15 protein-coding genes are annotated in these 16,155 nt (G+C 44.3%); all 15 read right to left on the bottom strand.

The window, feature by feature from the left end:
• Positions 1–5: 5 nt before the first annotated feature.
• The 15 genes from galE to hutH all read right to left on the bottom strand — a co-directional run bounded on the left by galE (position 6) and on the right by hutH (position 15,987).
• Positions 6–1,028: a UDP-glucose 4-epimerase GalE gene (gene galE / locus IEW76_RS10660; RefSeq protein ID WP_188653633.1), complete on the bottom strand. Its 1,023-nt coding sequence runs from the start codon at positions 1,026–1,028 to the stop codon at positions 6–8.
• A gap of 229 nt (positions 1,029–1,257) precedes the next feature.
• A complete protein-coding gene (locus IEW76_RS10655) occupies positions 1,258–2,100 on the bottom strand; it encodes a glycoside hydrolase family 191 protein (protein ID WP_188653631.1) in 843 nt (280 codons plus the stop codon).
• A gap of 865 nt (positions 2,101–2,965) precedes the next feature.
• On the bottom strand, positions 2,966–4,246 hold the full coding sequence (locus tag IEW76_RS10650) for a GntP family permease (RefSeq protein ID WP_036786407.1): 1,281 nt from the start codon (positions 4,244–4,246) through the stop codon (positions 2,966–2,968).
• 42 nt (positions 4,247–4,288) lie between these two features.
• Positions 4,289–5,464 carry a thiolase family protein gene (locus IEW76_RS10645; protein ID WP_188653629.1) on the bottom strand — a complete coding sequence of 392 codons (1,176 nt, stop codon included), beginning with the start codon at positions 5,462–5,464 and terminating at the stop codon, positions 4,289–4,291.
• An 18-nt stretch (positions 5,465–5,482) separates the two neighbouring features.
• Positions 5,483–6,259, bottom strand: a complete 777-nt coding sequence (locus IEW76_RS10640) for a 3-hydroxybutyrate dehydrogenase (protein WP_188653627.1) — start codon at positions 6,257–6,259, stop codon at positions 5,483–5,485.
• An 18-nt stretch (positions 6,260–6,277) separates the two neighbouring features.
• Complete coding sequence (locus IEW76_RS10635; RefSeq protein ID WP_188653625.1) at positions 6,278–6,952, bottom strand: 3-oxoacid CoA-transferase subunit B; 675 nt, start codon at positions 6,950–6,952, stop codon at positions 6,278–6,280.
• 15 nt (positions 6,953–6,967) lie between these two features.
• Positions 6,968–7,663 (bottom strand): CoA transferase subunit A, encoded by a 696-nt coding sequence (locus IEW76_RS10630; RefSeq protein ID WP_036786398.1) that lies wholly within the window; start codon positions 7,661–7,663, stop codon positions 6,968–6,970.
• Positions 7,664–7,880: 217 nt separating this feature from the next.
• Entirely contained in the window at positions 7,881–9,245 is a 1,365-nt protein-coding gene (locus IEW76_RS10625; protein ID WP_229721204.1) for a sigma-54 interaction domain-containing protein, read from the bottom strand.
• A 116-nt stretch (positions 9,246–9,361) separates the two neighbouring features.
• Positions 9,362–9,514 carry a hypothetical protein gene (locus IEW76_RS10620; RefSeq protein WP_188653620.1) on the bottom strand — a complete coding sequence of 51 codons (153 nt, stop codon included), beginning with the start codon at positions 9,512–9,514 and terminating at the stop codon, positions 9,362–9,364.
• 202 nt (positions 9,515–9,716) lie between these two features.
• Positions 9,717–11,009 carry a tetratricopeptide repeat protein gene (locus IEW76_RS10615; RefSeq protein WP_188653618.1) on the bottom strand — a complete coding sequence of 431 codons (1,293 nt, stop codon included), beginning with the start codon at positions 11,007–11,009 and terminating at the stop codon, positions 9,717–9,719.
• A 740-nt stretch (positions 11,010–11,749) separates the two neighbouring features.
• Positions 11,750–12,133, bottom strand: coding sequence for a hypothetical protein (locus IEW76_RS10610; RefSeq protein ID WP_188653616.1), 384 nt, complete (start codon positions 12,131–12,133; stop codon positions 11,750–11,752).
• 147 nt (positions 12,134–12,280) lie between these two features.
• On the bottom strand, positions 12,281–12,466 hold the full coding sequence (locus IEW76_RS10605) for a hypothetical protein (RefSeq protein ID WP_188653614.1): 186 nt from the start codon (positions 12,464–12,466) through the stop codon (positions 12,281–12,283).
• A 17-nt stretch (positions 12,467–12,483) separates the two neighbouring features.
• Complete coding sequence (locus IEW76_RS10600; protein WP_188653612.1) at positions 12,484–13,446, bottom strand: sensor domain-containing diguanylate cyclase; 963 nt, start codon at positions 13,444–13,446, stop codon at positions 12,484–12,486.
• A gap of 467 nt (positions 13,447–13,913) precedes the next feature.
• Positions 13,914–14,372 (bottom strand): nucleoside deaminase, encoded by a 459-nt coding sequence (locus tag IEW76_RS10595; RefSeq protein WP_188653610.1) that lies wholly within the window; start codon positions 14,370–14,372, stop codon positions 13,914–13,916.
• Between the two features lie 85 nt (positions 14,373–14,457).
• Complete coding sequence (gene hutH / locus IEW76_RS10590; protein WP_188653608.1) at positions 14,458–15,987, bottom strand: histidine ammonia-lyase; 1,530 nt, start codon at positions 15,985–15,987, stop codon at positions 14,458–14,460.
• Positions 15,988–16,155 lie beyond the last annotated feature (168 nt).

The raw sequence follows: 16,155 nt of genomic DNA, 5'->3' as shown, positions 1-16,155 counted from the left end.
AGTGATCATTTCTTCACGTAGCCTGCCGGATTAAGCCGCTGCCACTTCCATGCGTCCCTGCACATATCCTCTATTTCTTTAGTAGGGTTCCAATCAAGCTCCTCTATTGCTTTTGAGATATCAGCGTAAGAAACCGCTACATCGCCTGGGCGTCTGACAGTCGTCCAGGTAGGGATTTTGGTTTCATTGACTTGCTCAAATGTGCGGAGAAGCTCTTTTACTGTCGTCCCTTTGCCTGTTCCTAGGTTGTAGATTCTCGCACTAGATTTGATCTGATTTGTCGCTTCAATCCCTTTCACATGACCTTTTGCCAGATCAGTGATGTGAACGAAATCCCGTATACATGTGCCATCCCTTGTCGGATAATCATCTCCAAAGATGTGAAGGACCGGTCGCTTCCCGATGGCCACTTCTGTCATGTATGGCATGATGTTCATTGGCACGTCAGCCGGATTTTCTCCAATCAACCCGCTTGGATGGGCCCCAATTGGATTAAAATAGCGGAGTATAATAATTTTCATAGGGAAATAGGCTCGTTGAAAATCTTCTAACATTTGTTCAGCCATGTGCTTCGTACGGCCGTAAGGATTTGCTGTATGAATAGGATGGGTTTCTGGTATAGGAACTTGTTGAGGAGGTCCATATACCGTCGCTGAGGAACTAAAAACAAGTCGATGAACGTGATGTTTTTGCATACATTCACATAAATGAAGTAAAGGGGTCAGGTTATGGAGGTAATATCGGAGAGGATCGACCACCGACTCACCTACTGCTTTTAAGCCAGCCAGATGAATGACAGCATCAATGGAATGGTTATGAAAGACTTGATCAAGAGCGGTCTCATCCATCATATCCACTTCCATCCAATGGATCCGTTCACCTGTAATTGTCTCGACCCTCTTTAGTGCTTGGGGTGTACTGTTGACGAAATTATCAATCGCTACCACCCTAAATCCAGCTTCCACTAACTCTACGCATACGTGTGATCCAATGAAACCTGCTCCACCTGTTACCAGTATCGTCTCCATACCGTCTCACACTTTCTTTTTCTTTTTTGTCTTTATAAAATTATATGTTTTCATAGACTCATATAGGCCAAAATGCTTAAAAAGATTCATATAAGATCATTGTATTATATAATTCAATAAATAGGTAGTTTTGCTCGGTTCTTCCTAACTTTTATTATGTAAATAAAAGTCATTTCAAACAAAAAAAATAAACGCCCAGATTAAGTCCGAGCGTTAGGAAGCAGAAAAGCTATTTTACATACGTCCATCGATTATAATGATCGGGTTCGTGAGTGTGAATAAATCCTCTCTCCCTTGCATAGGTCATGCTTTTCCTCTTACCTTTATAGGAAACTGTAAAAACATCGATGTCATACTTAGCACGAAGCGTGTTCAAATCAGCTATGCGATTTTGACTCCATTCATCGCGGGCAACTGCACTGTATTGAAACCCTTCCCACATTACCCCATCTACATAAGGAGCGGAAGTAGTCTTCAACGTATCAAACCCCCAGTTCTGAATAATCGGGATTTGACCATATTCATGCCGAACAAACTTCAAGAGTTCAGCATAGGCATTTCGTTGTGCTGTTAAAACGGAGCTATTCTGACTATGCTGGTCGTCAATATCACCAACCGTATCAAAAAAGATCCCATCGAATCCTTTGTCGATTACCTGAGCTTTCAAATCTGTTCTTAACACAGATTGATAATGAGAGGATGTAAGATCCATCAGATACGAATTCCATTCCGGGAAGAAAACCTTTTCCCCGTTCCGATAAAAGAAATCCTCCTCTTGTAGTTGCTTCATTACCTCAACATTCCATTCATCAGCTTCCATCACATTGACGTACCCTAACACCATCGTCCCGCTATTTTGAATGCGGGAAACTTGCTCCTTTGTCACTTCCCGTGGTTCTAGGATCACGAGATCATACCTTCTCATATCCTTTTCAATCTTAGTTGTGACCGGATCATAATAGATTTGATAGGATGTTACGTCTTCAAAAATAGGTGAAGACGCACGTACAGAACTTGGAACAAACAACATACCAACCAAAACCATTAAGGACAGCATCATCTTCCTTACCATGTTTACCCTCCAACTATGAATGGGGCTATAGCGAAGAAAAGTGATCATTACCTTACTTACCTTTTCGCCCCTATCTCCAGCCCCGCCTTTCAACGAGTTTGCCCCATTCACATTTAACTTACTCTACATAGTATGTACCAGCAGGACAAACTCCTCGGACAAACATCCATCAATCCAGAAAATACACTTTCACACAGTAAAGGGTGCCTGGCACCCTTTACTTCGCTAAAACCATAAAGCTTTTTCGAACTCAAGACTTGAACCGTTGTGCGCTGGCTTGAGCCGTTCCTCCTTCAACTTGAGCCAGTTCTCCTTCTTTTCGAGCCGTATCTGGCCAACTTGAGCCTTCCCGTGCCGACTTGAGCTGTTATTTTGAGCTCTTGAGCCATTATTTTTCAAACTTAAGCCGGTTTGCTACGAACTTGAGCCGTCGCCACCAAACTTGAGCCGCCCCGCGCGTACTTGAGCCGCTACGTCCCCATTTGAGCCACACCCCAAAGCCCAGCCAGATAAGCAGCGAGGGCTTGAGCCGCTTACTCTTCAACTTGAGCCAGTTCTCCTTCTTTTCGAGCCGGTTCTGTCCAACTTGAGCCGTCCCGCGCATGACTTGAGCTGTTATTTTGAGCTCTTGAGCCATTATCTTTCAAACTTAAGCCATTCTACACCTAACTTGAGCCGCCGCCACCTGAACTTAAGCCGTTCCCACCCAACTTGAGCCACTACCCGCCCCACATCACCCCCACTCTCACACAGCACAGCACTAAAGGGTGCCAGGCACCCTTTAGCCCTTTACAGCACAAAACACGCAAAACACAAAAAAAGACAGGTCCACTCGTCAAAGTGGTGGCCTGTCTTTGTTTATTCTTTATAAAATCCCCATTGCTGCAAGAGCGATAACGGCTACGACAGATAGAATCGGAATGACAATCGCAACTACGAAAATATCTTTATAGCTATCTTTGTGCGTCATGCCTGTAATCGCGAACAATGTCAGTACCGCTCCGTTATGCGGAAGTGCATCTAACCCTCCGGATGAGAGCGAGGCAATCCGGTGGAAGGCTTCTGGACTTACGCCTGTGTTCATTGCAATCTCGTAATACTTATCACCGAGAGCTTCTAAGGCGATTCCCATACCACCTGAGGCGGAACCGGTTGCACCGGCTAGGATGTTAACTGAAATTGCTTCAGAGATAAGCGGGTGTCCTTTTACACCCATTAACAGTTCTGTTAAACGGTCAAATCCTGGCACAGCTTTTACCACCGTACCGAAACCTACAGCCGCACTTGTGTTAATGATCGCAAGGACCGATCCGCTCGCTCCTGCGTTAATCGCACCAACGAATCGTTTAACTTTCGATACATTTAAAATCATAATAAGTAAAATACCAATAATTAATGCCACAATAACATCTAACTCAAATAGATTCAGTGTAATCAATACGGTTAATAAAGGAAGAAATGATAGCGTCCAGTGAGGAATCACAACGTCTTCCTCTTCCTTTTGTTCTTTCGGTTCTGTAAAGGTTTCTCCTTTTTCTGTCAGCTTCTTCTCTTGTCTGCGCAGGTAGAAGTACCCTCCGCCTGCCATAATGATCGCTGCAATGATTCCCATCACGGGCGCAGCCATGGCATCTGTCTTATAATACTCCATCGGAATCAGGTTTTGAATCTGAGGGGAACCCGGTAACGCCGTCATCGTAAACGTGAACGCCCCTAAGGCTACAGTCGCAGGAATTAACTTCCGACTAATATTCGCTTCGCGGAATAAAGATAAAGCCAACGGATATACCGCAAACACCACAACGAACAAACTCACACCGCCGTAGGTTAAAACAGCCGCAGATGCTAACACACCAAGGATCGCGCGCTGTGATCCGATTACTTTCGTCATGGCAACGGCTACAGACCGTGCCATTCCTGTCTCTTCCATCAACTTCCCGAAAATCGCACCCAACATAAAGACTGGGAACCAGCTCTTCGCGAAGTTAACGAACCCTCCCATATATGTATCTTTGTAGGCTTCTAATACATCAAGGCCTCCTGTTATAGCAACAACACCTGCCGCAATAGGTGCTACCCATAGGATGGACCACCCTATGTAGGCAAGCACCATTAAGACGACAAGTCCTAAGAAAATCCCAAGCATACTACATCCTCCAATATCAATCTAAGATCGTTCTCGTGCTAGTTAGACTTCCACGACCATCGCAATGCCCTGGCCCCCACCAATGCATAGTGATGCGACTCCGTACCGCTCATTTCGTCGTTTCAGTTCTTTCATTAATGTATATAAAACACGCGTCCCACTTGCGCCAACCGGGTGACCAAGTGCAATGGCTCCACCATTTACGTTTACCTTGTCCCGATTTAGCCCTAGTTCTTTTTCTACCGCAATATACTGAGAAGCAAACGCCTCATTTACTTCAATTAGACTCATGTCATCTAAGCTTAATGATGCTTTCTCAAGCGCTTTGCGAATGGCTGGTGCAGGACCAATACCCATAATGGAAGGATCAACGCCAGCTACGGCCCAGGACACGATGCGACCAAGTGGCTTCAGACCCCTTGACTCAACAAACGATTCACCCGCAAGGACAACCGCACCTGCTCCGTCGTTAATGCCGCTCGCATTTCCTCCTGTTACGGAACCATCTTTCTTAAAAGCAGGCTTCAGACCAGATAGCTTCTCAGCCGTTGTATCTTCACGAATATGCTCATCCGTATCAACGACTTGAGTTCCTTTTTTAGTCTTCAACTCAACCGGAACAATCTCTTCTGCAAATTTCCCTGACTCTCGTGCTGCCGCAGCACTTTGGTGACTACGAGCAGCATACGCGTCTTGCTCCTCACGAGACACCTCATATTGATCGGCGAGGTTCTCACCAGTCATACCCATGCCTGCACCAATATATTCGTCAGTCAGAGCAGCCCAAAGCATGTCATCTAGCTTCGGTGCGCCTAACTTCGTTCCGAACCGACTCCCATGTAAAGCATAAGGTGCAAGACTCATACTGTCTACCCCACCTGCTAATGCCGCTTGCCCTTCTCCTAGCTGGATCGACTGAGCAGCTGAAACGACAGACTGCAAACCAGAACCGCATAAACGGTTCACCGCAAGGGCTGGACTCTCATACGGAAGCCCTGCTTGGAGAGCGATGTGGCGCGCTAAGTAAGGAGCATTTTTCGCTGAATGGATAACATTCCCCATAACGGAAAAATCAAGATCTTCTGCTCGAATCCCACTTCGCTCAATCGCACCCTTACTCGCTGTAACACCGAGCTGGGTTGGGTCTACATCTTTCAATATCCCGCCAAAACTACCAAAAGGCGTACGAGCTCCTTCTAAAATATATACATTCTCCATTCTTTCCACTCCCATCGATTATTGTGCTGTATACCCGCCATCCATTACCACAGCCTGGCCGGTTACCCCTTTTGCCGCATCACTAGCCAGAAATGCTGTATAATCAGCAATTTCTTTTACAGAAAGCAGACGCTTCTGTGGCACAAGCGGATAAATGACTTCTTCTAATACCTTCTCAAGAGAAACGTCCCTGGTTTTCGCTAAGTCTTCTAACTGTCCGCGAACAAGCGGCGTGTCCACATATCCAGGACAAATCGCGTTGACCGTAACGCCGTGTTCCGCCCCTTCAAGAGCAGACACTTTCGTCAGCCCAACCACACCGTGTTTCGAGCTGTTATAAGCTGCTTTTCCTGCAAATCCAATAAGACCATTAATAGACGCCATATTAATAATGCGACCGAATCCTTGCTCTTTCATAATCGGGAACGCATGCTTCGTTGCCATGAATGGCGCTGTGAGCATGACTTTGACCATGAATTCAAATTTCTCTGTCGGGAACTCTTCAATCGGTGACACGTGTTGAAGACCAGCGTTGTTAATTAAAACATCGAGTCGGCCGTAATGCTCTACGGCCTGATCGATTGCCCCTTTTAACTCATCTTCATTCGTAACGTCACATTTTACGCCCATGCATTCATAACCTTTAGAAGTTAGATCACGCGTAACGTCCTGAACTTTCTCTTCATTAATATCGCTGAATACGACCTTTGCTCCTTTTTCAGCAAAATCAACACCGATTTCATATCCAATGCCACTTGCTGAACCTGTGATGAGTACGACTTTAGTTTCTACCATTCTTGTGTTCCTCCTAGCCTAGTACGCTGTTTCTAGTAGATTCGGGCTTACACTTAGTTCTGCTTCTGTGGATTCTTTAATCTCTTCAACCGTCCAACCATCAGCAAGCTCCACAAGCTCTAACCCTTTATCCGTTACATCAATGACCGCGCGCTCTGTAATAATACGGTCGACCACGCCTTTACCTGTTAAAGGAAGGCTGCACTGTTTTAAAATTTTCGGTTCTCCGTGTTTGTTCACATGGTCCATAATGATGACAATTTTCTTCGCACCGTGGACGATATCCATCGCACCACCCATGCCTTTAATCATCTTGCCTGGAATCATCCAGTTTGCGAGATCTCCCGTTTCAGAGACTTCCATTCCGCCTAGAATAGCAAGATCCAGATGCTCTCCGCGGATCATGCCAAACGATTCTGCACTATCGCAATACGCGCTACCAACCGCTGCTGTAACAGTTTCTTTTCCAGCATTAATTAGATCTGGGTCTACTTCATCTTCATACGGATAACGCCCAATTCCAAGGAGACCATTCTCCGATTGAAGCACCATCTCTTTATTCTCTGAAATATAATTGGCTACCATTGTTGGCATGCCAATCCCCAAATTGACATAGAAACCGCTTTCAATTTCCTTCTCAGCTCTTCTCGCGATTTTCTCACGCTGCGCTGCTTTATCTAATTGTTTAGCCACGATAATTCCTCCTTTTTATGCATTTGCGTTTGTCGTTAATCGTTCAATGCGCTTCTCTTGCTGCCCTTCAATCAGCCCCTGAACATACACGCCTGCCGTATGTACGTGATCTGGATCGATGGCACCTGGTTCAACAAGCTTCTCCACTTCTGCAATTGTCACTTTCCCCGCTGCTGCCATCATTGGGTTAAAGTTACGCGCTGTTTTGTTATACACAAGGTTGCCAAGTCGGTCACCTTTTGCCGCACGAACTAAACTGAAATCTGCTTTCAGTGCATGCTGAAGTAAGTATTCCTTTCCATCAAATGTACGCACTTCTTGCCCCTCTGCAATCGGTGTACCCACTCCTGCTGGTGTATAGAACGCAGGGATTCCAGCGCCTCCTGCACGAATTCGTTCAGCAAGTGTCCCCTGAGGCACAAGCTCCACTTCTAATTCGCCTTCAATCACCTGACGCTCAAATTCTTTGTTCTCACCGACATAAGAGCCGATCATTTTATCAATCTGCTTATTCTGAAGCAACAAGCCTAGTCCCCAATCGTCAACACCACAGTTATTTGAGATAACCGTTAAGTGTTTTACATTCGACTCGACTAATGCCAATATTAAATTCTCCGGAATTCCAACAAGACCAAAGCCACCTACCATAATCGTGTCATGATCCTTAATGTCTTTCACTGCTTCTTGGAACGATGTATACATTTCTTTCATCATTTCCCACTCCCTTCACCCTATTTATATGCAAAAAACATGCCAACTTTCTAAATCCTGCTACAACGCTAGTTAAAGCGCACTTCCTGTTTAAGCGATTCCAGAATTTCAGAAAACTTCGACAAACTATACAAAAATATTTTGTAAGCCCTTACATTAGACAACTAAAAAAGCCATTCCATATTATCGGAATGACTTTCCACAATTACGGAATGACTCAAAGGCCGTATTTCTTCACTTTTTCATAGAGAGAGGATTTTCCGATTCCAAGCGTCCCGGCAGCCTTCACTTTATCTCCCTCCGCATGAACCATCGCTTCTTGTATCGCCTGCTTCTCTGCTTCTTCAAGACTTTCCTTTAACGTACGCCCAGCCGTATAACCACTAGATGTCGCACGAATGGAAGATGGGAGGTCGTCTAGACCAATCGATTCGGAACGAGTTAAATGCACTGCGGATTCAATGGCATTCTCTAATTCTCGCACGTTTCCTGGCCAGGAATAACGCTTGAAGGCTTCTTGCACAGCCGGGTCAAAATCCTCCACCCGTTTCCCGATCTTATTCGTCACTTTATGAAGGAGAGATCTTGCTAGTACTTCAATATCCTCTTTCCGCTCTCTAAGCGCTGGCACATGAAACTGGACGACATTAATGCGGTAAAATAAATCTTCACGAAAGCGCTGGTCCTGAATCAATTGTTCTAATGGCTGATGAGTGGATGCAATGATGCGTACATTGACTTTCTGAGGATGCGTTGCTCCAATTGCTTCCACCTCTCCTTCCTGCAACACCCTTAGTATTTTCACCTGAGCATGGAGTGGCATGTCACCAATTTCATCTAAGAAAAGTGTGCCCCCATCCGCAAGCTGAAACTTGCCAGGTTTGCCCCCTTTCTTCGCTCCGGTAAAGGCTCCTTCCTGATAGCCAAATAACTCTGACTCGAGAAGGTCTTCAGGAATCGCGGCACAGTTTACTTTGACAAAAGGTTTGTTGCTACGTTCGCTTAGATGATGAATGCTATGAGCAAACAGCTCTTTCCCGGTTCCACTTTCACCCCTGAGTAATACAGATACATCACTTGGAGCTACTTGTTTGATCTTATCTTTTAACCGTTCAACTTCCTGCGATTGGCTAATGATGTGATGCAGAGCGTAAGTCGCTCCTGTTTGTTCCCTGCGCTGCGAGCGATACGCTTTCAACTCAAGAAGCAAATCACGTATGTGACTATTCATCTTCAGCCACTCTTCCGTATCACGGAACAGCACCATCCCGAAGGCCCCAACAACTTTTCCGTCTGAGCGCAAAGGAATGCGATTGGCAATCATATAATTTCCTCTTATGTATTGAAGATCGGCCATCTCTTCCTTACCTGTCTCCACGACGAGGTGCATACGCGTGTTCTCAATGACCTCCGTTACATGCTTCCCGATCGCTTGCCTCTTATCAACATTCAGAAATTGGCAATAGCTTTCATTTATATAAGATACGATCCCTTCATGATCGACAACAACGATGCAGAAGTTCCCATTCTCAAAGAACGTGTCGAACACATCCTGCTTGTGACTATCTCTAATCGATTCCACTAGACCCCACTCCTTGTCACCACGATATGATAACGATTTCATGTCTTTCTATTAGTCTATCATGATGGACGAAATGTGGTATAGTCTATAAATAAAAAGAAGCGAGACTACCTTTTTTATATGAACGTCCTCACAAGAAGAACTGCTGCTGGAATGCCTACGAAGAAAATAAACCCACTCAAACATCCAACGACAGTACAGCCATCAGCAAACCATGTTAAACAAGAAGCAAAGGGATTTTCCCTGCTAGAATTATCATTTTCATCCACTGCCACTCCTCCTCTGTTTCTGTCTACTAGAAGCAACGAACCCTACGCCGATAATCGAATGACTCTTACCCCATTTTTCCACATATTCTCATCGTGGTGAAATAAACTGTTTCACTCAAGGTCTATTACTATAAAAAAAGCCATAAGGAATGTTCTCCCTTAATGGCTCTGAAACTTTTCTCCCTAGCAAGGAGACACGAAATTACGATCCATTATGTTGTTTTAGTTCTATACCAGAACTTTCTCCAAGGTCATCTGCAACAATGGCAACGCCCTCAAGTTTCGTTCCAGGCTCTACTTTTGGTTGGACGGAGGGGTTACCCGGATAGGTTATACCATTATAGGTTAGCCGGGCAAAGAAGGGTTCAATGCCGCCACCATACACATTCATAATGATATCCTTATACCCATTTGTCTTCGCATCGCTTATAATGACAGGATTATTGACCACGCTGAATCTGGTGAGCAGAGAATAGTCTCCGTCTTGTTCTTTAAAGATCGCTGCGCTACACCCACCCGTTCCACAAAAATAGGGGCCTACTAAGTAAACAAACGTTTCCGGATTTCCATCTCCATCAAGATCCACTTTATTGTAATAGTACCTCGCTTTACCTTCATCTGTGTATTCAAACTCTTTAATCAAAGCTTTTTCGAGTTGAGGGTCTCTTTCCTTTTCAGAAGTTATGTATTGGATAGAGGATAAGTCAATATCACCTTTATTTACGAAAGGTTCATAGCTATCAGATTGATTTCGTAACTTCTTAAGCTCTTTTTTTAATGTCAAAAGTTCCTCTTCACCCGGATAGGGATAGTCAAACGATAAAGCCTTTTCAATTGACGTAAGCGCCTCTTCGTACTTCCCCCTTTTTATTTGAGCATCGGCTAAATAGTACCAATAGGTAGTAGAGTCTTGTTCTTTTAAAACATTCTTATAATATCGTTCTACTTTTTTAAAGTAATCAGGATAGACGTCCACAGCCAATTCAAACTCTGTTCCTGACCATCTAAAAACTTCGACTCGATAAGCCACACCCGTATCATGTTTCCATAAAGCTACTTCAGAAATCCCGTCCTTCTCTCCCATATCTTCTACATCGATCATGCTATAATATCGATTCCCTACAATTACATCCTGAAGGCCACTATCAGCCCACTCATACACGCTAAGATCTGACCAGTGAGAGGCAACTTGCCAGCCTACAATAAGGTTGTTTTTAGAGGGACTCGTGAAAGGGGCCGCTCCAAAATAGGTTATTCCATATCCTTTTCCCTTCATCACGTTCACAACTTGCCATGTTCCATAAAAACATTTCAATACAATGATATAATTCTCCCCGCGCCAATAAAAAGCCCCTACCATCTCAAGCACCCCATCCCCGTCTAGATCCACCGCTCCTACTGCAGGTTGTTTTGGGGTTGTTTCTAATTCGACTATTTCAGAGTAAGGGGGCAAAAATGGTAAGATTACGTTCATTACATAATGGCTATCCCACATAACAAAACCTCCCCACCGCTTTTAGGTTATATATATGATGGTTTATTTTTGTATATGTGATGTGAAGGATCGAAACTGAGGTACTTGATCAGAGGAGATCCGTTTCCAGAAGAGAAGTTGGGCAGGCATGGGGACAACTCGCTTTCCTGCGGGGAGCTGGGGAGCCTCCTCAATCGCTACGCGCTTTCCGGGGTCTCCCCTAGGCTCCTTTTCCCGCGGGAGTCTCGCAGTCCCCAAGCCTGCCCTGACGCTAATGAGGTGAACGGATCCGTTAATTTAAGTTGCTCTTAAGCCCCCCACCTCACAAATATGGCGCGTTTCCGTCTCTCCTCATATGGCAGAGGTGGGCCTGGAAATTGCGAGACTCCTGCGGGAGAAAGAGGTAGACGAGACCCCGCAGGGTGGTTTTCCCGAGGAGGCTTTTAAAGATAGAGGAAGTTCGACTAAGATCGTCACGTCGTGTGACAACGTCGAACGACCCCACGTCGTGTGGGGCCGCGGAAAGCGAGTGATTTCCAGGCCCACCTTACACTCTATTCAAGCTGACGGAAATGTCTCTATCTATCGCAATGCGAACCATCTCGGATCCAAGTGTTCCATATAAGGTGGGCTTATATGGAACAAAATAAACACTAAACATTAACAGCGCCTAACATATAAAAAAGTAGCTCAATCCATTGGATACAGGTGGTGCTTTGTACCTCAACAGTTGAACTACTTATTAGATTCATAGTGTTCTATTATAATGGAAATCCTCTGAAGTCATAGGTGTCCTCGAATACATTCATATCGACTTCTTCCTCGTCAGCATTAGTAAAGGTGATCGTTTCTTCACCTGTCCACTTGATAGGATGATCTTCTTTCATCCAAATCACATTCCGAACGAACGTGTCCTCTTCATACAAGGCTCCAATGTACGTCAGCTTTTCGTTCACTGGCGCTCCATTCTTTTCTAAAATTCTTATGGTTAAGTTACCCTTATCTGATTGGTACTCAGCCACTTTCTCCATGCGATCAATCGGCATATCATCAAATCCGAACGGCCCACGGAACATGACAGCAAATGTATAGAGTCCAAGTAGTAGTAAAGGGATTAGTACAAGAATCGTTATATATTTCTTCAAAGCTCTACTCCTCCTACAGCTTACTTCCACACTTATCTTATCATGTTTAATTATAAAACCGTAAGAGCTCGTTTAGCAACGTATAGACTGAACTGAGCGGAGGAACGATCCAGGAAACAAAAAAAGTTATTCAGACAGTATGTACCTTCAATTATTAGGTTTTTGAGTTCCAAGATGAAGAATCAAACCTATTGCACTTGTCAGATTGAGTATCAGAGCAATAATGATTAATACCCAATCCAGCGCTTCTGGCAAAGGTGTATTTTGACTAACCAGTAATGACCCAAGACCAATCAAAAGCATCGATATGAGTAAAGGAACGTTTTTTACCAAAAATAATCCTCCTTCCGTTATGAATACGTATAAACATCTTTTTTTGAACGCTTATGCTGATACATTCTTTGATCCGCTTCGATAAATAGACTCTCCATTTTTCCTGTTGAATGGGTTGTGAACGCATACCCCATAGATAAGGACAAGCGAGAATTTGGATGACACTCATTGTGATCATGAACGTGCTTTTGTATCCGATCAAAAACGGACTCAACCTCTTCTGGTGTGGTGTCATTCAGCAAAATGGTAAATTCATCTCCACCAACCCTTGATACAGCCGCATTAAGAGGGGTAGATTCAAGGAATACTTCAGAAGCTTTCTGAATGTAGGAATCCCCATGCTTATGGCCATACTGGTCATTCATATCCTTCAATTTATCCAGGTCACATAAAATCATCCCAACTGCACAATTGATCTCTTGATCATATTTCTCCATCAATCCGTCAAAATAATCGCGATTATAGAGGCCTGTCAAAGCATCATGTGTACTTCGATACTCTAAGTTTTGCTGTAGTTGAACTTTTTCATCAATATTTCGCAAGATGCCATGCAGCTCCACCAAATCTCCATCATCATTATAGATAGGCGAAGCATACTCCTCAAACCACCGGTATTCCCCTAACCGATTGCGCCAGCGTTGAACAAACGGCTTTGAATAATCAAGCTGATCTGTTATCTTCTTTTCTAACGTGTCTAGATCATCAGGGTGAATGAGTTGTAATGGAAAATACGGGTCTTCTAATGAGGCTTCTACGATACCCTTGCCTAAATAAGAATCAAGCGCTGGACTGATGTATATGTGCTTCTGTTCCGGTTGAAGTTGAACAATATAAATAATGTCTCTTGAATTTTCAACAAGCTGATAAATTTGCTTTTCCTTCTCATTCTTTTCTTTCCAACGATGTTTAACATATGAGGTATATACACTAAATAAGAAAAGTCCGACGGCGAGACCTGCTACAAAATATAATTCCTCCATCGTATAACCCCTAGCTTTTTGAATATCCTCTTATTTTACTATAAAAACAGAGACTTTTGGCTCATTCGACAGAATATTCTATTATATTTTTAACTATGTTCCCACATGCATCATTGATTTTATAAAGAGAGGTTCCGTCATCTATGGTGAAGCGGAAGGTGGGCCTGGAAATCACTCGCTTTCCGCGGGCGAGCTGTCGAGCCTCCTCGGGAAAACCACCCTGCGGGGTCTCGTCTACCTCTTTCTCCCGCAGGAGTCTCGCAATTTCCAGGCCCACCTTTGCCCAATTGAGAGAGACGGAAACGCGAAAAAATTGGAGGAAAGGCTTAAGAAATGCGCTTTAAGTCATTTTTACTACCCCCATTTATTGAAAACACCTATGTAAATACCGACTCTAAACGTGAACAGAGCAAGTAAAAAAGAGCAGTTCAGTATCGAACTGCTCAAATCATTATTTAAGTTGTGTGTTATGAGAAAGAATATCCTTCAAATACCTTTAGCCCTTCTTCATTTAACACTTCCCCAACAACATCAGGTTTGTTCGGACTTTTGGCAAAGACCTCTTCACATGAAATCATAATATTATCTCCTGCAATCTCAGCTAATTGGTCATGGCTTACGCTATAGACGACTTTGCCGAGGTTCGCCCAGACCATTCCGCCTGAGCACATCACGCAAGGTTCACAGCTCGTGTAAAGCGTGTATTCGCTTAAGTCGAATAGGTTCTGTTCTGAGCAAAATTTTCGGATCAGGCCGATTTCTGCGTGGTGAGTTGGGTCACAAAGGGAATTGATCTGATTTTCTCCAATCATGGCAATCTCGTCATCTTTCACAAGAATCGCCCCGAATGGTTCGTTCCCCTCTTCACGCGCCTGTTTCGCCATCTCAATCGCCTTTTTCATAAACTGTTCATCTGTATGCTTCATTCATAATCCCTCCATCCAATGCTACTATACAGCATTAGGATGAGATTCACGAACCAGAATCATACAGTTAAATCGCCGTCTCTCATTATTCTTTATAATGTGTTAGATCGTTCGCTTTTACCATATCCCACTCAAAAGGAGTGCGCTCAAGCCAGCCAGTTAACGCTTCAATATCACGGGCAAACACCCGATCTTCTTTAATGGAAGCAACTACTTTTCTTGCCTCTTGATATACTTCTTGTATCGCTTTAGATGCTTTTTTTACCCCTCTGTATTCCAAAGCCTGGAGAGCGCATATGAGTTCGATTGCGAGCACCTTTTCTGCATTAAGGATCATTTGATAAGCGTGCCGCGCTCCAATTGTGCCCATGCTGACGTGGTCCTCTTGGTTTGCAGATGAAGGGATCGAATCGACACTCGCCGGATGAGCGAGTGTTTTGTTTTCTGATACGAGAGAAGCCGCGGTATACTGCAAAATCATCGCCCCAGACTGGAGACCTGGGTCAGGACTTAAGAATCCAGGCAGATCATTAAGCTGCGGATTGACGAGGCGCTCGATTCTGCGCTCTGAAATGTTCGCAAGTTCCGCTACTGCAATCTTCATAAAGTCCATCGCCAACGCAATGGGCTGACCGTGAAAGTTCCCACCTGATACAACGGTTGCTCCGCCGTCTAGTATAAGCGGGTTATCGGTGGCTGCATTCATTTCAATCTCGAGCTTTTCTTTTACATAGGCCAAACTCTGCCGTGATGCTCCATGAACTTGCGGGATGCAGCGGAGAGAGTAAGCATCTTGAACACGCTTCTCCCCTTGCCTTGTTATGAGTTCACTCCCGTTTATAATGGTACGAATTCGCTCTGCAACCTCTATTTGTTCAGGATACCCACGGGCTTCGTGAATAGCAGGATGAAAAGCGTCGATAATCCCCTCAAGTGCTTCTAACGTCATTGCCGCAATCCAATCACACTGTTCAATAAGTCGCTCTGTCTTTAAATAATTCAGCACCCCCATCGCCGTCATGGCTTGGGTTCCGTTAATGAGCGCTAAGCCCTCTTTTGCCTTTAATTCAAGCGGCTCCATTCCTTTTTCTTCGTAAACTTCAGCCGTCGGTTTTATATGTTCCCCATCATAGACCTCCCCCTCTCCCACGAGCACAAGAGCAAGATGAGATAAAGGCGCAAGATCTCCAGAAGCACCTAGTGAACCTTGGGACGGAATAACAGGAATCATGTCTTCATTAACCAGATCCCTCAACCGTTCAACAAGACAAGGACGAACCCCTGACACACCTTTTAACAAAGCATTTAACCGCAAGACCACCATCGCTTTGCAAACAAGTTTCGGAAATGCCCCCCCCACTCCGCACGCATGCGATCGGATCAAATGAAGTTGGAGTGAATTCACATCTTTCTCATGAATTCGCACATCACTAAACTTCCCAAATCCCGTATTAATCCCATAAACCGTCTTCCCATCCGCCACAATCTTCTCCACCACCGCACGACTCTTTTTTACGTTCTTTAAGCTTTCAGGAGCAATTTGAATCTTCTCTCCGTGGAAGCATATATCTCGCATATCTTTTAAGTTTAACGTTGATCCTGTTAATTCAATCATGCTGATCGACTCCTTTCTTTTGATTGATTTTGTCTAATTTCTATTTGAACCTGTTGAATCGAGGTGGGGTGGGTTCATGTTTTTCGAAAACTGGCTCAAGTACGAGTTAGCGGATCTGGCCAGGGCGGGAACTGGCTCAAGTTAGGCATAAGCGACTCATGTCTACCT

Origin of the sequence: Pontibacillus salipaludis (assembly GCF_014642405.1) — a bacterium.
GTDB classification, from domain to species: Bacteria; Bacillota; Bacilli; order Bacillales; family BH030062; genus Pontibacillus; species Pontibacillus salipaludis.
Note: the sequence above shows the minus strand (reverse complement) of the source record. Positions and strands in the feature narration are given on the sequence as shown.

Bases quoted from the DNA above. Each gene is read 5' to 3' on its own strand.
- galE (WP_188653633.1), bottom strand. From the start codon at position 1,028: ATGGAGACGATACTGGTAACAGGTGGAGCAGGTTTCATTGGATCACAC.
- IEW76_RS10655 (WP_188653631.1), bottom strand. From the start codon at position 2,100: ATGGTAAGGAAGATGATGCTGTCCTTAATGGTTTTGGTTGGTATGTTG.
- IEW76_RS10650 (WP_036786407.1), bottom strand. From the start codon at position 4,246: ATGCTTGGGATTTTCTTAGGACTTGTCGTCTTAATGGTGCTTGCCTAC.
- IEW76_RS10645 (WP_188653629.1), bottom strand. From the start codon at position 5,464: ATGGAGAATGTATATATTTTAGAAGGAGCTCGTACGCCTTTTGGTAGT.
- IEW76_RS10640 (WP_188653627.1), bottom strand. From the start codon at position 6,259: ATGGTAGAAACTAAAGTCGTACTCATCACAGGTTCAGCAAGTGGCATT.
- IEW76_RS10630 (WP_036786398.1), bottom strand. From the start codon at position 7,663: ATGAAAGAAATGTATACATCGTTCCAAGAAGCAGTGAAAGACATTAAG.
- IEW76_RS10615 (WP_188653618.1), bottom strand. From the start codon at position 11,009: ATGTGGGATAGCCATTATGTAATGAACGTAATCTTACCATTTTTGCCC.
- IEW76_RS10600 (WP_188653612.1), bottom strand. From the start codon at position 13,446: ATGGAGGAATTATATTTTGTAGCAGGTCTCGCCGTCGGACTTTTCTTA.
- IEW76_RS10595 (WP_188653610.1), bottom strand. From the start codon at position 14,372: ATGAAGCATACAGATGAACAGTTTATGAAAAAGGCGATTGAGATGGCG.
- hutH (WP_188653608.1), bottom strand. From the start codon at position 15,987: ATGATTGAATTAACAGGATCAACGTTAAACTTAAAAGATATGCGAGAT.